We start from the raw sequence: 16,540 nt of genomic DNA on the forward strand, positions 1-16,540 counted from the left end.
ATATCAGTCGCCATAAACATGGGACACAAAAAAACCGGCACAATAAGTGCCGGTTTTTCATAGCGAGCTTGTGCTGGGCGGGGTTACACCACGCCCTGAGTGCGCAGGTAATCCTCGTAGGTGCCTCCGAAGTCGCGGATGCCATCTTCAGTCAGCTCCAGGATGCGGGTCGCCAGAGAGGAGACGAATTCGCGGTCGTGGGAGACGAAGATCAGGGTTCCCTGGTAGAGCTCCAGCGCCATGTTCAAGGATTCGATGGATTCCATGTCCAGGTGGTTGGTTGGCTCATCCATGATCAGGATATTGGGGCGCTGCATCATCAGCTTGCCGAACAGCATGCGACCCTGTTCACCACCGGAGAGCACCTTGACCGGCTTCTTGATGTCGTCCTGAGAGAAGAGCAGACGGCCCAGTATGGAGCGTACCGCCTGTTCGTCTTCGTTCTCCTGTTTCCACTGGGCCATCCAGTCGAACACGTTGAGAGCGGTGTCGAAATCTTCGGCGTGATCCTGAGCGTAGTAACCGATCTGGGCGTTCTCGGACCACTTGATGGTGCCGGTGTCCGGAGCCAGTGCGCCGACAAGGGTTTTGATCAGAGTGGATTTACCGATACCGTTGGTACCCAGAATGGCTACCTTCTCGCCCACTTCCATCATCATGTTGAGGCCCTTGAACAGGGGACCGTCGCCATAACCCTTGGATACACCTTCCACTTCCAGGATGTTGCGATAGAGCTTTTTGTCCTGCTCGAAGCGGATGAAGGGGTTCTGGCGGCTGGAGACCTTGACGTCCTCAATCTTGATCTTGTCGATCTGCTTGAGACGGGAGGTCGCCTGACGGGACTTGGAGGCGTTGGCGCTGAAACGGGAGACGAAGGATTGCAGATCGGCGATCTGGGCCTTCTTCTTGGCGTTGTCGGCCAGCAGACGCTCGCGCGCCTGGGTGGCGGCCAGCATATAGTCGTCGTAGTTGCCCGGGTAGACGCGCAGCTCGCCGTAGTCCAGATCAGCCATGTGGGTACAGACGGAGTTCAGGAAGTGACGGTCGTGAGAGATGATGATCATGGTGCTTTCACGATCGTTGAGCACCTGCTCCAGCCAGCGAATGGTGTTGATGTCCAGGTTGTTGGTCGGTTCGTCCAGCAACAGGATGTCAGGGTTGGAGAACAGCGCCTGTGCCAGCAGCACCCGCAGTTTCCAGCCCGGCGCCACTTCGCTCATCGGACCGTTGTGCTGCTCGAGCGGAATGCCGACACCCAGCAGTAGCTCGCCTGCGCGCGCTTCGGCGGTGTAGCCGTCATATTCGGCGACCAGACCTTCCAGCTCGGCGGCCTTCATATAGTCTTCGTCGGTGGCTTCGAGGTTGGCGTAGATGGCATCGCGCTCGGCGATGGCTGCCCACAGCTCGGTGTGGCCCATCATGACCACGTCCAGTACGCGCATCTCTTCGTAGGCGAACTGATCCTGACGCAGCTTACCGATGCGCTCGTTGACGTCCAGGCTCACATTACCGCCAGTGGGCTCCAGATCACCACCGAGGATCTTCATGAAGGTGGACTTGCCACAGCCGTTGGCGCCGATAAGGCCATAGCGGTTGCCGCCGCCAAACTTGACGTTGATGTTCTCAAACAGCGGCTTGGCGCCGAACTGCATGGTGATGTTGTTACTCGAAAGCACTGGAATGTCCCGGTTGATCTGTCAAATGGCGCGCATTATGGCACAGATCCCCCAAAAGGTTTAGCAAGAACTGTGATCTTGATCGGGGCAAGCGTGGTGTGTAGCCGATTGACGGGTAATAAAAAAAGCCGGCATGAAGCCGGCTTTTGCGTGATGGCTACCCGTTAGTGGGAAGTGGCACCGGAGGCGCCCAGCCCGGTCTGGGAGCGGACGAACTGCGGCAGGAACTTGGCATGCTCGTCAGCCGCGCTCTGGGAGCTGTCGGTGATGGAGAAGAACCAGATCCCGATAAACGCCAGCGCCATGGAGAAGAGCGCCGGGTACTCGTAGGGGAAGATGGCCTGGGCATGACCCAGCACCTTCACCCACACGGTCGGGCCCAGCACCATCAGGGTGACTGCGCTCGCCAGCCCCAGCCAGCCGCCGTAGACGGCGCCGCGGGTGGTCAGGCGTGACCAGAACATGGAGAGGAACAGTACCGGGAAGTTGCAGCTGGCAGCGATGGAGAAGGCCAGACCCACCATGAAGGCGATGTTCTGCTTCTCGAACAGGATGCCAAGGCCGATGGCGACCACACCCAGTACGACGGTCGTGAGCTTGGAGACTCGCAGCTCGTCCGCCTCGTTGGCCTTGCCATGTTTGATGACGTTGGCGTAGAGGTCGTGGGAGACCGCAGAGGCACCGGCCAGGGTCAGGCCTGCTACCACCGCCAGTATGGTGGCAAACGCCACGGCGGAGATGAAGCCGAGGAACAGGCTGCCACCCACGGCATTGGCCAGATGGATCGCAGCCATGTTGGTGCCGCCCAGCAGGGCGCCGGTGGCATCCTTGAAGGCCGGGTTGGTGCTGACCAGCAGGATGGCGCCAAAGCCGATGATAAAGGTGAGGATGTAGAAGTAACCGATAAAGCCGGTGGCGAAGAAGACGCTCTTGCGCGCTTCCTTGGCGTCGCTCACGGTGAAGAAACGCATCAGGATGTGAGGCAAGCCGGCGGTACCGAACATCAGCGCCAGACCGAGCGAGATGGCGGAGATGGGGTCAGCGACCAGACCACCCGGGCTCATGATGGCGATGCCCTTCTCGTGCACCTTCACCGCTTCGCTAAAGAGGGTGCCGATGTCGAAGTTGACCGATTTCATTACCATGATGGCCATGAAGCTGGCACCGGAGAGCAGCATCACCGCCTTGATGATCTGCACCCAGGTGGTGGCCAGCATGCCGCCAAACAGCACGTAGAGCACCATCAGGATACCGACCAGCACCACGGCAACGTGATATTGCAGGCCGAACAGCAGCTCGATCAGCTTGCCGGCACCGACCATCTGGGCGATGAGGTAGAGGGCGACCACCACCAGCGAGCCGCAGGCGGAGAGGGTGCGCACCTCGGTCTGCTTGAGGCGGTAGGAGGCGACATCGGCGAAGGTATATTTGCCGAGGTTGCGCAACCGCTCCGCGATCAGGAACAGGATGATGGGCCAGCCCACCAGAAAGCCGATGGAGTAGATGAGGCCATCGTAGCCAGAGGTGTAGACCAGCGCCGAGATCCCGAGGAAGGAGGCGGCGGACATGTAGTCGCCGGCGATGGCCAGACCATTCTGGAAGCCGGTGATGCGGCCACCCGCTGCATAGTAGTCAGAGGCCGAGCGGTTGCGCTTGGAGGCCCAGTAGGTGATGAACAGGGTTGCGGCCACGAAGACTACGAACATCAGAATGGCCGAGATATTGAGGGGCTGGCGGTGCACCTCGCCACTTATCGCATCGGCGGCCAGCAGGGGTGAAGAGGCCAGTGAGGCCAACAGCAAGAGTTTGCCTTTCATTTTTTCACTCCCTTGAGGATCTTCTGATTCAGCTCGTCAAACTCGCCGTTGGCACGAAACACATAGACGCCGGTCAGCACGAAAGAGGAGAGGATCAACCCCACTCCGACCGGGATGCCGCGGGTAATGGTCGATCCCTCGCTGAGCGGGGTACCGAGCCAACCGGGATCAAAGGCGATGAGCAGAATAAACGCCAGGTAGAGTCCCAGCATCAGAGCCGAGAGGGCCCAGGCAAAACGCTGGCGCTTGGCGACCAGCTCCTGGAAGGTGGGATCTTGCTGGATCCTCAGATAGCTTTGCTGTTCCATTGCAGTTCTCCATGACATATGAGTGTCAGCGGTTGATGGGGTAACCCCGACGAGCAGGCAACCTGCTCATGTAAGCAAAATGTGAATTAAATGTTATCTGTCGACAATTAGACTTTGGGATAAGTGAGCGGCGAGCCACAGGTCAGGCGCAGGTAGATGAGCGCGGCCGTGGTGGCATCGGCAAGGGCATCGTGGGCTGGCAGGGATGGGAGTTCAAGGTGGCTGCAGATGGAACTTAAACGCAGGTCAATGGCCGCATCGGGATAGCGGCGATAGAGGTGATCGTGATAGAGCTGGCTCACCTCTATGCCTCGTTGTGGCAAGGTCAACCCCCACAATTTACGGCAAGCCAGGTTGAGAATACGCAGGTCATAGGCGATGTGATAACCCACCAGTTCGCGCGGGCCGATAAAGTCGAGCAGCAGGCGCAGCGCGGCTTCCAGCGTCATACCCTGTTGCAGATCCTGATGGCGCAGACCGTGGATCACCACCGACTGCTCGCTCAGTGTGGCGGGCGCTTGCACCTTGATGGTGAGGGCCTCGCCGGTCAGCAGCCGATTGTCCTGGATGCGCACCGCACCGATAGAGACGATTTCGGCTTGCTCGGGATCAAGGCTGGTGGTCTCGAAATCGAGGGCGACCAGCTCATCATCGGGAGTGGGCAGGAATAGCCTGGCGAACTCCCCTTGCCGGAAATCCCGGCCATACCAGATGCGGCGAAGATGGCTCAACATGGCTATTGCCTCAGACGAAAGTGCAAGGTGAGCCACTGCTGGAATTTCTTCACCTGATGCAGTGCCTGACGCAGTAGATCCCGTTCGCTGTGGCTAAGCTCGCTGACCTGTACCCGGCTGTTGCCTCCCTTGAGCTGGCTACGCAGTCGCAACCGGATAAAGAGCCGAAACGCTTCGGCCAGGTTGGTGCCAAAGCTGGTGCTGAGCCGTTCTGCGGTTACTAATGCATCGATGCGCCCCAGGGTTGAGGTCTCCAGAATGCCTGCCTCAAGGGCCAGCATCCGGATGCCATGGACCAGCGGGAACAGGCCGCCACGCTTGAGATCAAGCCCTTCCGGTGGCTGCTCAAGCCGGCCAAAGAGGGTGAGCGGGGCGTGAAAGGCCACCGCCGGTCGCACCATCTCTGCCAGCAGATCCCGCCGCTCGGCCAGCTGCTCGCGCAGCGCTCTGGCAACAGGCAGATGGAGTTGACGATCTCCGGCGATGGGGTGGGCGTCAGCCAGGGTGGCCAGCCAGAGCAGCTCCTCCTCACTGGCCGTGGTGCAGGCGCTGGCAATAGCGCTTTGCCACTCATCGCCGGTTTTTACCCAGGCCGGATTGTTCACCATCACTTGCCCCGGGCAGAGCGGGTAGCCGAGGCGCTCCAGCAGGGCGCTGAATTCGGCCAGATCGGCTGCCTGGGTGGGCCACGCCAGCGCTTCCGGCAGGATCAGGGCATTATCCTGATCGGTTTTGAGGATCTGCTCGCCACGCCCCTCCGAGCCCAGCATCAGCAGACAGACCTTCTCTTGCACCTCGGGCGGGAGCACCAGCGCAAAGGCCTTGGCGATCAGTTGCTCGTTAATGGTGGCGATGAGCTTCATCAAAAAGGCGGTGTGGATACCCTGGGCAAACAGCGAACGGGTCAGCTGTTGTTGTTCGCGGGCGACCGCCTCCAGCGCGGGCAGAGTGTCGACGCGGGCGATACGCAACGTCAGTACGTGGGAGTGGGTCGAGAAGAGTCCCAGCACCTGGGTCAGCTGCAGGATCCCCACCACCTCGTTGCCCTGCCAGATCACCAGCCGCTTGATGCGATGACGGGTCATCAGCAGCAGGGCATCAAACAGATAGCTCTCCAGTGGCAGACCGATGAGCGGCGTGGGGGTCAGTACCGAGAGGGGCGCCTCCAGCGGCAGTCCCTTGAGGGTCAGGGCGTGGAGCAGGGTCTTGCGGGTGGCCAGTGTGAGCGAACCGCCGTGGGCGGGGTAGAGCAGACAATCTGTACCCTGAGCGACCATGGCTTCGGTAGCTGCCAGCAATGACAGCCTGCTGTCGACGATAAGCGGCGCTTGCAAATGACCGGGTTCGATGCGGGTCAGGATAAATTCTGCCAGATTCTTCTGTCCCAGCTGTTCGCGCTGCTCCTGCTGACGCTGGCGTTCGGCCAGATTGGCGGTGAAGTAGCTGGCAAACTGCGAATCTTGTTCGCAGAGAGAGAGAAAGGCCGAGCGGGGGATAAGCTGGCAGAGGGTGTCTTCCAGCGCAATAAAAGTATGGCGGCAGCGGCCGTCAAATTGGGCTCGCACATCGAACAGATCGTCGACGCCATAGTCACCAAACTGGTGGTGGGGTGCCGACTCTTCCACCGCCCCCTTGATGACGAGATAGAGCCCGGGAGGTTCATCTCCCGCGTTGAGCAGAGTATCGCCAGCGCGAAAGTAGCAGAGCGAGAGGTGGCGGGAGAGCTGCTCACGCGCCTCTGCATCCAGCCTGTCAAATGGTGGTCTGGCAAAATTGAACAGAATTGACATGACTGCGTCCTCGGGCGGGATAGGGCACCCCTTGTGCCCAGTGTGACAAAGGGGAACCGCGCCGACCAGCCGACTTTAGTCTCAGCTGTACCGTCTGTTCACACTCTGATAACTTGGTGGTATGACCAGTGTGTTCATTATCGGGATCAAGGAGAGGACAGCGGAGATGGAAAAACCAAGGGTCAAGTGCGAGGTCCACGACGGCATCGCTGAAGTGGTGCTGTCGCGGGGAGAGAAGCTCAATGCGCTGGACAGGGCCATGTTCAGCGCTATCGATGAGACGCTGACGCAACTTGCTCAGCTGAAGGGATTGCGAGCGGTGATCCTGCATGGCGAAGGGCGCGCGTTTTGCGCTGGACTGGATGTGAAATCGATGCTGCGCCAGCCGGTTGTCGCTCTCGATATTCTCAAGCGCGAGGCGGACGAGGCGACCAATCTGGCCCAGCGGGTCGCCTATGGTTGGCATCAGCTGCCGGTGCCGGTGATTGCGGTCACTCAGGGAGTCTGTTTTGGTGGTGGCTTGCAGATCGCCCTTGGCGCCGATTTTCGGTTTAGCACCCCCGATTGTCGTTTCTCGGTGATGGAGATCAAGTGGGGCATCATTCCCGACATGAGCGGCAGCGTCACCATGCGCAACCTGATGGGGTTGGATACCGCCATGGAGCTGGCCATGAGCGGGCGCGAGCTGGATGCGGTCGAGGCGAAATCTCTCGGGATGGTGAGCCGGGTCTGCTCCGATCCGCTGGTGGAAGCGCGGGAGTTTGCCCGCACCCTCATCACCAAGTCGCCGGATGCGCTGGCGGGGATCAAGCAGCTCTACAGTCAGGCCTGGGCCCGCAGTGACGAGGCGATGCTCAAAGAAGAGACCCGGTTGCAAAAGCAGATCCTGGGGCGCCCCAATCAGTGGCGCGCCACCTTCAACAGCCTGTTTCGCTGGCGGCTGCCATTCGGGCCACGACGCAACGCACTCTGAGGTGGAACAACAGGAAAAGAAAATGGCAGCCGAGGCTGCCATTTTTTATACGCGTTTTAGTTGCTGGCATCAGGAGATCTTGCGATCCAGATCCGGCTCGAAGGGGTGACCGGATTTCTCCTGCTCCAGGTTGTCTTCGGAGCGATGGCCAGCCCAGTAGTCGGCGTTCTTGATACCAAGTTTCTCCGGGTGGAACACCGGATCCAGCCCTTTGGCTTGCTGCGCCTCATAGTCGCGCAGACAGGCAAAGGCAGTCTTTTGCAGCAGCAGGATGGCGATGATGTTGAGCCAGGCCATCAGACCTACCCCGATATCACCCATGCCCCAGGCGAGCTCGGCGGTCTTGACTGTACCGTAGACGGTAGAGGCCATCAGGGTCAGTTTGAGCACAAAAGTCAGCCAGGGACGGTTCACCTTGCGGTTGATGTAGGCGATGTTGGTCTCGGCGATGTAGTAGTAGGCGACGATGGTGGTGAACGCGAAGAAGAACAGCGCGATGGCAACGAACATGCTACCAAAGCCCGGCATCATGCTTTCCATGGCGGTCTGCACATAACCCGGGCCTGCAGCCACGCCGGCGATGCCGGTGTAGATGGCTGCGCCATCCGGTCCCTGCACGTTGTAGAGGCCGGTGATGAGCAGCATAAAACCGGTGGCAGAGCAGACGAACAGGGTGTCGATGTAGACGGAGAACGCCTGCACCAGACCCTGTTTGGCCGGGTGGCTCACTGCGGCAGCAGAGGAGGCGTGTGGCCCGGTACCCTGACCCGCTTCGTTGGAGTAGACCCCGCGCTTGACCCCCCACATGATGGCCAGACCCAGAATGGCGCCAAAGCCAGCATCAAAACCGAAGGCGCTTTTCCAGATCAGCATGATCACGCCCGGCAGGGCATGAATGTTGAGGGCGATGATGACGCAGGCCACGATGATGTAGCCGAGCGCCATAAAGGGCACTACGGTACTGGCAAAGTTGGCGATGCGCTTGACGCCACCGAAGATGATGAAGCCGAGCAGCAGTGCCAGACCGGCCGCCGTCACGTTCGGATCGATATCAAACGCAGTCTGCAGACTGGCGCCGATGGAGTTGGCTTGCACGCCCGGCAGCAGTACACCGCAGGCGAAGATGGTGGCGATGGCAAACGTCCAGGCATACCACTTCATGCCAAGCCCTTTCTCGATATAGAAGGCCGGCCCACCGCGGTACTCGCCGTTGATCTTCTCCTTGTAGACCTGACCCAGGGTGGACTCCACGAAGGCGGAGCTGGAGCCGAGGAAGGCGACCATCCACATCCAGAACATAGCACCCGGGCCACCGAAGGTAATGGCGGTGGCAACACCGGCAATGTTGCCGGTGCCGACGCGACCGGCGAGGGTCATGGCCAGCGCCTGGAAGGAGGAGACCCCCGCATCCGTGCTCTTGCCATCAAACATCAGCCGGACCATTTCGGCCATATGGCGCAGTTGCAAAAAGCGGCTGCGTACTGAGAAGTAGAGGCCTACCCCCAGGCACAGATAGATGAGCGCAGGGCTCCAGATCACACCGTTGATGGCATTGACGATCTCATTCATCTACAACAACTCCTTTGTTGTTTTGTATTGTACTTCCGGCGAGATCTCTGTCTCGCTCGCTGTCATGGTGTTACGCCAATTGTTAACAAATGAATTAACAGTTTGACGCTGTGGTGAAGTGTTCGGCAGGGCACGATAGTGCGCCATGCATGGGCTGTAACATATCGAGTTGTTCCGGCGCTTCCCAGCGAAAAATGTTGCGTTGTTGCAATTTTGTGAATTGACAACTGAGGTGCGATAATGGCATGCGCTATTTTCTGTGACCAGAGAGACCCGCTACCATGCTGATCTGCGTCTGCTGGAACAGCCAGGATCTCGTTAGCAAACAAAAGGCCAATCATGCAAATGTTCCCTGCTCCACTCGTTATCCGCGCTCCTTTACCATCGGATGCCACTGCCATGGCCCACCTCTTTACCCAACTAGGGTATGCTGCAGAGGCTGATGAGCTGCTGCCACGTCTGTTGGGGCAGGATGTGGCCACCCGCGTCTTGCTGGCCGAGCAGGCTGAGAGGGTGGTTGGCGTGCTGGTATGGCACTGGCTGCAACCACTGCATGTTGCACCTGCATGGGGCCTGATCTCGGCGCTGGTCGTCGATGATGGTGCAAGGGGAGGAGGTATTGGTGCTGCGTTATTGTGCGAGGCCGAGCGTCAGGCTCGCGAAGCCGGATGCAGTCAGCTGGAGCTTTCCTGCAGCATCAAACGCGAAGATGCTCACCGCTTCTATCTGGCACAGGCATATCAGGAGCGGCCAAAACGATTCGTCAAACTGTTGTAACTGAGAAGGAGTGTACGTGCTGGGATTGTTCAACTGGTTTCGTGGCCGTGGCACGGTGAAAATGAGCGAAGAAGAGGAAGAGCTGTGGCTACGGGCGCTTGCTGTTGTGCCGATCTTGCAGGGGCTTACCGAGAGTGAGCAACAAACTCTGATAAGCTTGGGCCGTCAGCTGCTCAAGCGCAAAACCCTGACCCAGCTTGGGGTTACCTTAAGCGAGCGCCAGCAAGCCATTCTAGCACTGCAGGCGGCTCTGCCTATCCTGCATCTTGGCGTTGACTGGTATCGCGGTTTTCACGAGATCATCATTATTCCCGAGCCCGTGACCCGGCGCCAGGAGGTGCAGGATGAGTTTGGGCTGGTGAGCGAGGTGGAAGAGGAAAACGCCGGTGAGTCCTGGCCCCAGGGGCCGCTGGTACTGGCCTGGAGCGAGCTGCAGCTGGATGGTGACTGGGATGGCTTCAATCTGGTGATCCACGAGCTTGCCCACAAGATAGACATGCTGGGGGGCGAGGCGGATGGTGCACCACCACTGCCGGGACATATGAGCCGGCAGGAGTGGCAGCAGGTATTCCAGGGGGCTTTTGATGCGCTCTGCCAGCAACTCGATCAGGGCGAGGCTCCCGCCATCGACCCCTATGCAGCCGAGCATCCGGCCGAGTTCTTCGCGGTCTGCTGCGAGCACTTCTTTACCGAACCGTTGCGCCTGCGCAGTGTCTATCCCGAGGTTTACCTACAACTGGCACTGCTGTTTGGTCAGGATCCCGCGCGCCGTTTTCCGCCGACCCGCCTGTTGGCCGGTGATGGCGAGGGCATGCTGTTGTGAATCCCGCTCAACAAGATGGCAGATAGCAAAAAGGCACCCGAGGGTGCCTTTTTTCAAGCTTGAGCATGCGCCAATCAGGCGGCGGCTTTCAGCTGGACTGCTGCGGCTTTCTTGTGATCGCCGATCGGCAGGATGGTGCGGCCATACTGTTCGTTCAGTACGGTCGCCATGGCCAGATAGATGGCACTGGCACCGCAGATGATGCCTTCGAAACCGGCGATGGTGCCGATCAGGGTGCTGCCAGTGAAGTCACGGGCGGCCAGCAGGAAGAACAGCACGGTCAGGGAAGCGAACACGAACTGCTTCACGCGCGGGTAGTTGACGGTACCGATCAGCATGAACAGGGTGAACACACCCCACATCAGCAGGTACCAGCCCATGTAGGCGTGCGGAGTCGCTTCGGCCAGACCCATGGTCGGCATGACGAGCAGGACAACCAGGCTCAGCCAGAACAGGCCATAGGAGGTGAAGGCAGTCACACCGAAGGTGTTGCCGCGCTTGTACTCCATGATGCCCGCGATGATCTGGGCAATGCCGCCATAGCACAGGCCCATGGCCAGGATCATGGCACTGATGGGGAAGAAACCTGCGTTATGGATGTTCAGCAGAATGGTGGTCATACCGAAACCCATCAGACCCAGGGGGGCAGGGTTGGCCAATTTTTCGCTCACGTGGCGTTCTCCAAAAATAGAGGTGGGGTTAACAAAAAGACGCGCGATTTTAGGCAGCTTGTAAAACCGCCGCAAGGGGGGAAAGGGACTAAACCGTAAAAAAATTACGTATTTATTTGCACTGATGCCCAATTGTTCAGCAGGTCAGCCGGTTTCGTGAGCAAAAGGTGTCAAAATAGTTGAGGGCTTGTATTTTTATTACGCGCAGGCGAACCGGATGAGGAGAAGCTCACTCATCCAGTGTCAGTACCACTTTGGCCTCCTTGTCCTCTTCCTTGACCTGACTGTCCAGCACAAACAGCCGCTCTGGCGTGATCCCCTGGGCATCCACCAAAAACTCCTTGGTGTTTTGTGCCCGGCGCATGGCGAGATTGCGCAGGGACTTGGCAGTGATGAGTTGTTGCTCCTGCAGCAGGGCAACCGCCTGAGCCCGCAGCGCAGCGCTCTTTTCATCAAGATGCAGGCGGTCGGCGAGATCTCCCAGATCTTCTCCGAAGCGATCTTCATAGGCCTGTGCCAGGGCGTCTTGCATATCCTTATCCTGCTCCAGCAGATCAAGATCGACCTGATTGCCGGTGAGTTTGGCGAGGGCCCGTTCCAGTTTTTGCCGTTGCAGGATAGGGCGCTCTTCATTGAAGTTGACCTTGCCGCGAATATTCATGCTGAGCTTGGGGCGATCCTTGAGGGCCTGCGCCAGCTTGGTCAGCTTCTCTTGCTGGGTCTGGGTGAGATCCGGATCGCCCGGCAGAAAGGTGATCTCGTCGAGATCTTCACTGCCGCCAGCCAGAGAGGCGAGCAACGAGAAGGGTGAGGTGATCGCCTTACTCAGGGTGTTGCCAAGCACATCCCAGAAGATGTTGCCGAGGCTGAAGTCGGGCTGGTCAAGATTGCCCTTCACCTTGAGGTTCATCTGGATGACGCCGTTGGCATCGCTCAGCAGCGCGATGGCCAGACCGAGTGGCAGATCCTTGGCCTGTTCACTCTTGATCTTCTCACCCAGTTGCAATTTCTTGATGGTGATGTCGTTGTCCCCTTCCAGCCGCTTGCCTTCCAGCTTGTAGTGCAGTTTCACCGAGAGCTGCCCCTTGTCGATGGCGTAACCGGCATAGGTGCCCGAGTAAGGGGTAAAGGTGGTCAACTCCAGATTGTTGAAGGCGACTGCAATGTCGAGCACCGGGTCGGCGACCAGCAGGTTGGTACCGCCACGTATGGTCACCGGGGCGTAGCGATCCACCTTGCCATTGAAGGAGAGTTCGGAGCGCTGGCCGGGGATGTTGCTGATGTGGCGGCTCTGGCCGCCCAGCGAAGCGATATCGGCCACGAAATCCTGGCTCAGGCTGCGGTCGGCAAAGCGCAGGTTACCCTGTTCGGTGCGCAGCTCATCGATGGTGAATTGAAATGCGGGTGCCGCTTTGTTGCTCTTGCTCTGGGAAACTTCGGCTTTACCCTTGGCTGGCGCAGGGGCGGTCAGCAGCAGTTGCTGGATATTGGTGACGCCATTTTCGTTGATCTCGATGCGGGCGAAGGGCTTGGTCAGCGCCACATCCTTGATCTTCATCTTCTGGCTGATGCCGTCGTAATCGAGGCCGGTCAGCTTCAGGTCGTTGATCTCGAGCAGTCTCTGGTTATCGGCCCGATCAACCACCTTGAGGGTATGGATATCGAGTCCCCCTTGCAGTGTCAGCTTGTTCAGCTCCCCTTGCTCTGTGGTCGCCAGCGCCAGCTTGGTTTTGCTGCTGAGTTCACCCTCTTTCACCTTGATCCGCAGCAGATCGTTCAGATAGGGCTGGGCCAGCACAAGAGGAAGTGCCTGCTGGGTTATCTCGCCTCCGAGGGTAAAGGGGGCCAGGGTCAGCTGGCCATCAAAGGCGAGGGGACTCTTCTGGTTGAAACGGGTCGAGAGCGCCACTTTGCTCTGCTGTTCGCTCTTGCTGCCCAGCGGCCCTAATGCCAGCTGCAGGTCGGATAGCTGTCGTGCCAGTGGTTTGCCACTGCTCGCTTCGGTGAGGTTGATATCCCCTTTGCTGATGGCGATCTGGTTGATCTGCCACTGCCATGGTTTGCTGGCGGGGGCCGGTTTCTCTTTTTTCTCTTTGCTCGGCTTGGCTGGTGGCTGATCGATCAATAGTTTGGCCAGATCCAGCTCCTGCCGCTCATTGAGGGTGGCCTTGAGATGTGGCTGTTGCAGGGTGATTTTGCCGATATACAGGGATTGTTTGCTGCCATCCACAGCAAGTTCAGCGAGGGCTAGCTGGCTGAAGCGGGCAAACTCCTCACCCTTGTCGTGCTTCATTTGCCAGTTGTCTAGCGCCAGCTTGCCTTTGGATAATTGCCACTCGATCCCTTTCTTGCCGTTTTTCAGCAGATATTCAACCTCTGCCCCGGCATTACCACGGGTCAGCGCCAGCTTGAGATAGGGGGCCCAGAGTGGGGCAAAGGGTTTAATGTCGAGTTGCTTGAGGCTTGCCTTGCCCTGGCCCATGCCGCTGGTGATATCTAACTTGCCTTGGGCGCTCAGCGGGCTCTTGCTGTTGAGAGTGGCAGCCAGCTGGTAGGCGGTGAGGTGACCTGCGGATGTGCTCAGCCCCTCCAGTTGCAGTGTCAGTTTATCGAGCTTGAGCGAGGGCACCCAGCCGGGTTCGCTCTCCTTGCGTTTATCCAGATAGGCAAGCTGGCCATCGGTCAGCGCAATCCGGGCGATATCGACAATAACAGGAGCGGTTTCCGGTTCCGGCTCTGTTGAGGGGGTCGGTGTAAGCAGAGTTGCCAGCGCATCGGTCAGGTTGAGCCGAATGTCCCCCTTTTTGTCACTCAGCCGCTGCACCAGCACCACCGGCCTGGTCAGCGCGACGTCGCTGAGTACCACGCGTTTTTGCTGCCAGCTTGCTTTGAGCTCGGGGGTCACTTGCAGATGGTCGAAGCTGATCAACGGTTGCTGCTTGTCATCGAGCAGTGAACTGGGGCCGATGGTCAGAGCGGGGTGACGCAAGCTGACATCGATCTCGCCCAGAGTGAGGTGAATGCCGTAGCGCTCCGCCAGCCAGCCGGGCAGGTAGCGCTGGATCAGCCGCGGAGTTTGCCACAGCAACAGGGAAATGAGGATAAGGAGTAGCAGGAGTGCGTAGACCAGGTAGCGCAACCGGCGAGCTCGGGGGGATGCGGGCATGGTGGTCTCCATTTGATGCACTCCCATTCGGTTCCAGTCATGGTACCGAAAAGTCAGATAGTAATCATGGGGTTGCGTACTCTGATACGCCGTACTTTGTCCAAAGTCGATCCAGATCACCTGTTTGGCGCAGCTTGGCCAGCCACAGCTCCAGCTGGGCAGGGGTAATGCTGGACTCGGGATCAAAGATAGCGCGGTGCTGGTAGCGCTGGTCCCACTTTTGCGACACAAGCAGCCGCGCCTTTACCTCGGGGTTGCTGAGCAGATACTGGTTCAAATAGGAGATATTGAGGATGGCGATATCACCGCGCCCCTTGAGCAGGGCTTGCAGGGCACTGACGTTGTCCTTGAACAGTGTGATATCGAGATGGCGGTGCAAATAGACCGGATCTGCATTGAACTGGCCAATGCCGTAGTGATAACCGGTTACACCAATAAGGTGGTGCAGGGAGGGATCCTCGAAAAAACGCTGGTCTCGCCCGGGAGCCTTGAGGGCAACATACACTTCACCACCGCCAAGAAAGGGGACGGTCATCTTGAACTTGTCGGTTTGCCAGCCCCACTTGCTGTCTTCAAACAGCATCAGCGAGAAACGGCCCAGATCGAGCGCCTTGTAACGATTGGCAGCCGAGGTGGGAACAAACACGAATCTTACCTCTTGCTGGATCTCGTTGAGCTTGGCGATGAGGTCCAGCGTCAGTCCTTCATAGTGGTCATCCGACACTTTGACTACGAACGGGGCATAGGGATAACCGCCGACCTTGATAAGGGGATGGCTCCAACCGGACAGACTGAACAGAAGTAAAAACCAGCACCAATATTTCATGGATGTCCCAGGGCAATTGCATAACCCCAGATTCGGTTAATCTGCTGCGCTTTTCAAGTTGTTAAGGGAATTAACACAGCGCTGTTCGGCAGCCTCCAGCTCGGCCATCACCATCTGGATATCCTCCAGTTGCTGGTGCAGGGCACTGCGCTTGTTTTCGATCAGTCTGATCATGGAGTTGAGCTGGTTTTTGCTCGATTTGTCGGTGTCGTACATATCGAACAGCTCGCGGATCTCGGCCAGGCTAAACCCCAGCCGCTTGCCGCGCAGGGTCAGCTTGAGCCGGATCTTGTCCTTGTGGCTGTAGATGCGGGTCTGCCCCTCCCGCTGCGGGGTGAGCAGCCCCTCGTCCTCGTAGTAGCGGATAGTGCGCGGTGTGACATCGAACTCGTGGGCCAATTCCGAAATGCTGTAGCTGATCTCCTTGCCGGGCAGGGAATGGGACATGATCATGACTCCTGTTGCTGGGCGTGTGGCTGGCAGAGGCGGGCACGCAGCCGTTCGGCATTGGCGTGCAAGGCCTGACCGACCCGCGAGCCATTGGGGCGACCGAGCTGCTCGCTCACCCACTGGCCGGTGGCCGCCAGTTTGTCGAGATCCACCCCGGTTGCCATGCCAAGGCCGTGCAGCAGGTAGACCACCTCTTCTGACGCCACATTGCCGGAGGCGCCCGGGGCATAGGGGCAACCGCCAAGGCCTGCTACCGAGCAGTCGATGGTGCGAATGCCCCGCTCCAGCGCGGGCAGCAGGTTGGCCAACCCCTGGCCGTAGGTGTCGTGAAAATGGACCGCGAGTCTCCCCGCCGGGATCTCGTGCAGCACAGCATCCAGCATCGGCGCTACCGTGCCCGGGGTGCCGACGCCGATGGTGTCCCCCAGCGAAATTTCGTGGCAGCCGAGATCCAGCAACTGCTCGGCCATGGCGGCGACCCGTTTCGGGCGGGTCGGGCCATCAAACGGGCAGGCGATGACGGTGGAGAGGTAGCCGCGCACCTTGATGCCGAGACGGCGCGCCTCCTGCACCAGCGGGGCGAAGCGCACCAGTGACTCCTCCACGCTGATGCCGATATTGGCCCGGGTAAAGCCATCGGAGCAGGCGGTGAAGAGGCCAATCTCGTCGGCACGGGCGGCAATGGCAGCCTGCAAGCCTTGCAGATTGGGTACCAGAGCTCCGTAACGGGTTGAGCCCTTGCGTGGCAGAGCCTGAAAAAGTGCGGCGGAGTCCGCCATCTGCGGCACCTTTTTGGGCGATACAAAAGCGCCGACCTCGATGCGCTGCAGACCACCGTCGGCCAGTCGCTGGATCAGCTCCAGCCGCTGGATCAGTGTCAGCGGGTTGGTTTCATTTTGCAGGCCGTCCCGCGGCCCCATCTCCACCAGACTGACCTTGTCATCCGGCATGGCTGCTCCT

At 59.1% G+C, this 16,540-nt stretch carries 14 protein-coding genes; 3 read left to right on the top strand and 11 right to left on the bottom strand.

Annotated features, from left to right (window positions below):
* Positions 1-83 precede the first annotated feature (83 nt).
* From AACR93_RS03840 to AACR93_RS03860, 5 genes are all read right to left on the bottom strand, one after another.
* Positions 84-1,676, bottom strand: a complete 1,593-nt coding sequence (locus tag AACR93_RS03840) for an ABC-F family ATPase (protein ID WP_043850048.1) — start codon at positions 1,674-1,676, stop codon at positions 84-86.
* Between the two features lie 164 nt (positions 1,677-1,840).
* Positions 1,841-3,493 (bottom strand): cation acetate symporter, encoded by a 1,653-nt coding sequence (locus AACR93_RS03845; RefSeq protein ID WP_041207534.1) that lies wholly within the window; start codon positions 3,491-3,493, stop codon positions 1,841-1,843.
* The gene (locus AACR93_RS03850) at positions 3,490-3,801 is read right to left on the bottom strand and encodes a DUF485 domain-containing protein (protein ID WP_041207535.1); all 312 of its coding nucleotides are present in this window, start codon (positions 3,799-3,801) and stop codon (positions 3,490-3,492) included. The genes AACR93_RS03845 and AACR93_RS03850 overlap by 4 nt, the downstream gene beginning before the upstream one ends.
* A gap of 107 nt (positions 3,802-3,908) precedes the next feature.
* Positions 3,909-4,535 (bottom strand): 3'-5' exonuclease, encoded by a 627-nt coding sequence (locus tag AACR93_RS03855; protein ID WP_043850049.1) that lies wholly within the window; start codon positions 4,533-4,535, stop codon positions 3,909-3,911.
* A gap of 2 nt (positions 4,536-4,537) precedes the next feature.
* Complete coding sequence (locus tag AACR93_RS03860; RefSeq protein WP_043850050.1) at positions 4,538-6,325, bottom strand: putative nucleotidyltransferase substrate binding domain-containing protein; 1,788 nt, start codon at positions 6,323-6,325, stop codon at positions 4,538-4,540.
* Positions 6,326-6,491: 166 nt separating this feature from the next.
* Between AACR93_RS03860 and AACR93_RS03865 the strand changes: the two genes are divergently transcribed.
* On the top strand, positions 6,492-7,298 hold the full coding sequence (locus tag AACR93_RS03865) for a crotonase/enoyl-CoA hydratase family protein (RefSeq protein ID WP_043850051.1): 807 nt from the start codon (positions 6,492-6,494) through the stop codon (positions 7,296-7,298).
* Positions 7,299-7,367: 69 nt separating this feature from the next.
* Here the strand turns inward: AACR93_RS03865 and AACR93_RS03870 are convergent, their stop codons facing one another.
* Entirely contained in the window at positions 7,368-8,867 is a 1,500-nt protein-coding gene (locus AACR93_RS03870) for an alanine/glycine:cation symporter family protein (RefSeq protein ID WP_043850052.1), read from the bottom strand.
* 339 nt (positions 8,868-9,206) lie between these two features.
* On the opposite strand from AACR93_RS03870, the gene AACR93_RS03875 reads away from it, so the two are divergent.
* Together AACR93_RS03875 and AACR93_RS03880 are read left to right on the top strand one after the other, a co-directional pair.
* Complete coding sequence (locus AACR93_RS03875; protein ID WP_043850053.1) at positions 9,207-9,644, top strand: GNAT family N-acetyltransferase; 438 nt, start codon at positions 9,207-9,209, stop codon at positions 9,642-9,644.
* Positions 9,645-9,669: 25 nt separating this feature from the next.
* Positions 9,670-10,467 (top strand): M90 family metallopeptidase, encoded by a 798-nt coding sequence (locus tag AACR93_RS03880; protein WP_269429842.1) that lies wholly within the window; start codon positions 9,670-9,672, stop codon positions 10,465-10,467.
* Between the two features lie 74 nt (positions 10,468-10,541).
* Here AACR93_RS03880 and AACR93_RS03885 read toward each other — a convergent pair whose 3' ends face one another.
* The 5 genes from AACR93_RS03885 to AACR93_RS03905 form a co-directional block, all read right to left on the bottom strand.
* On the bottom strand, positions 10,542-11,138 hold the full coding sequence (locus AACR93_RS03885) for an acetate uptake transporter (RefSeq protein WP_041207542.1): 597 nt from the start codon (positions 11,136-11,138) through the stop codon (positions 10,542-10,544).
* Positions 11,139-11,367: 229 nt separating this feature from the next.
* Positions 11,368-14,316: a DUF748 domain-containing protein gene (locus AACR93_RS03890; protein WP_082044061.1), complete on the bottom strand. Its 2,949-nt coding sequence runs from the start codon at positions 14,314-14,316 to the stop codon at positions 11,368-11,370.
* Positions 14,317-14,368: 52 nt separating this feature from the next.
* Positions 14,369-15,130 (bottom strand): substrate-binding periplasmic protein, encoded by a 762-nt coding sequence (locus tag AACR93_RS03895; protein ID WP_043850054.1) that lies wholly within the window; start codon positions 15,128-15,130, stop codon positions 14,369-14,371.
* Positions 15,131-15,166: 36 nt separating this feature from the next.
* On the bottom strand, positions 15,167-15,577 hold the full coding sequence (locus tag AACR93_RS03900; RefSeq protein WP_043850055.1) for a MerR family transcriptional regulator: 411 nt from the start codon (positions 15,575-15,577) through the stop codon (positions 15,167-15,169).
* 2 nt (positions 15,578-15,579) lie between these two features.
* On the bottom strand, positions 15,580-16,530 hold the full coding sequence (locus tag AACR93_RS03905; RefSeq protein WP_156152897.1) for a hydroxymethylglutaryl-CoA lyase: 951 nt from the start codon (positions 16,528-16,530) through the stop codon (positions 15,580-15,582).
* Between the last annotated feature and the right edge of the window lie 10 nt (positions 16,531-16,540).

The organism is Aeromonas sp. L_1B5_3, assembly GCF_963866575.1.
Classification (GTDB): Bacteria; Pseudomonadota; Gammaproteobacteria; order Enterobacterales; family Aeromonadaceae; genus Aeromonas; species Aeromonas jandaei.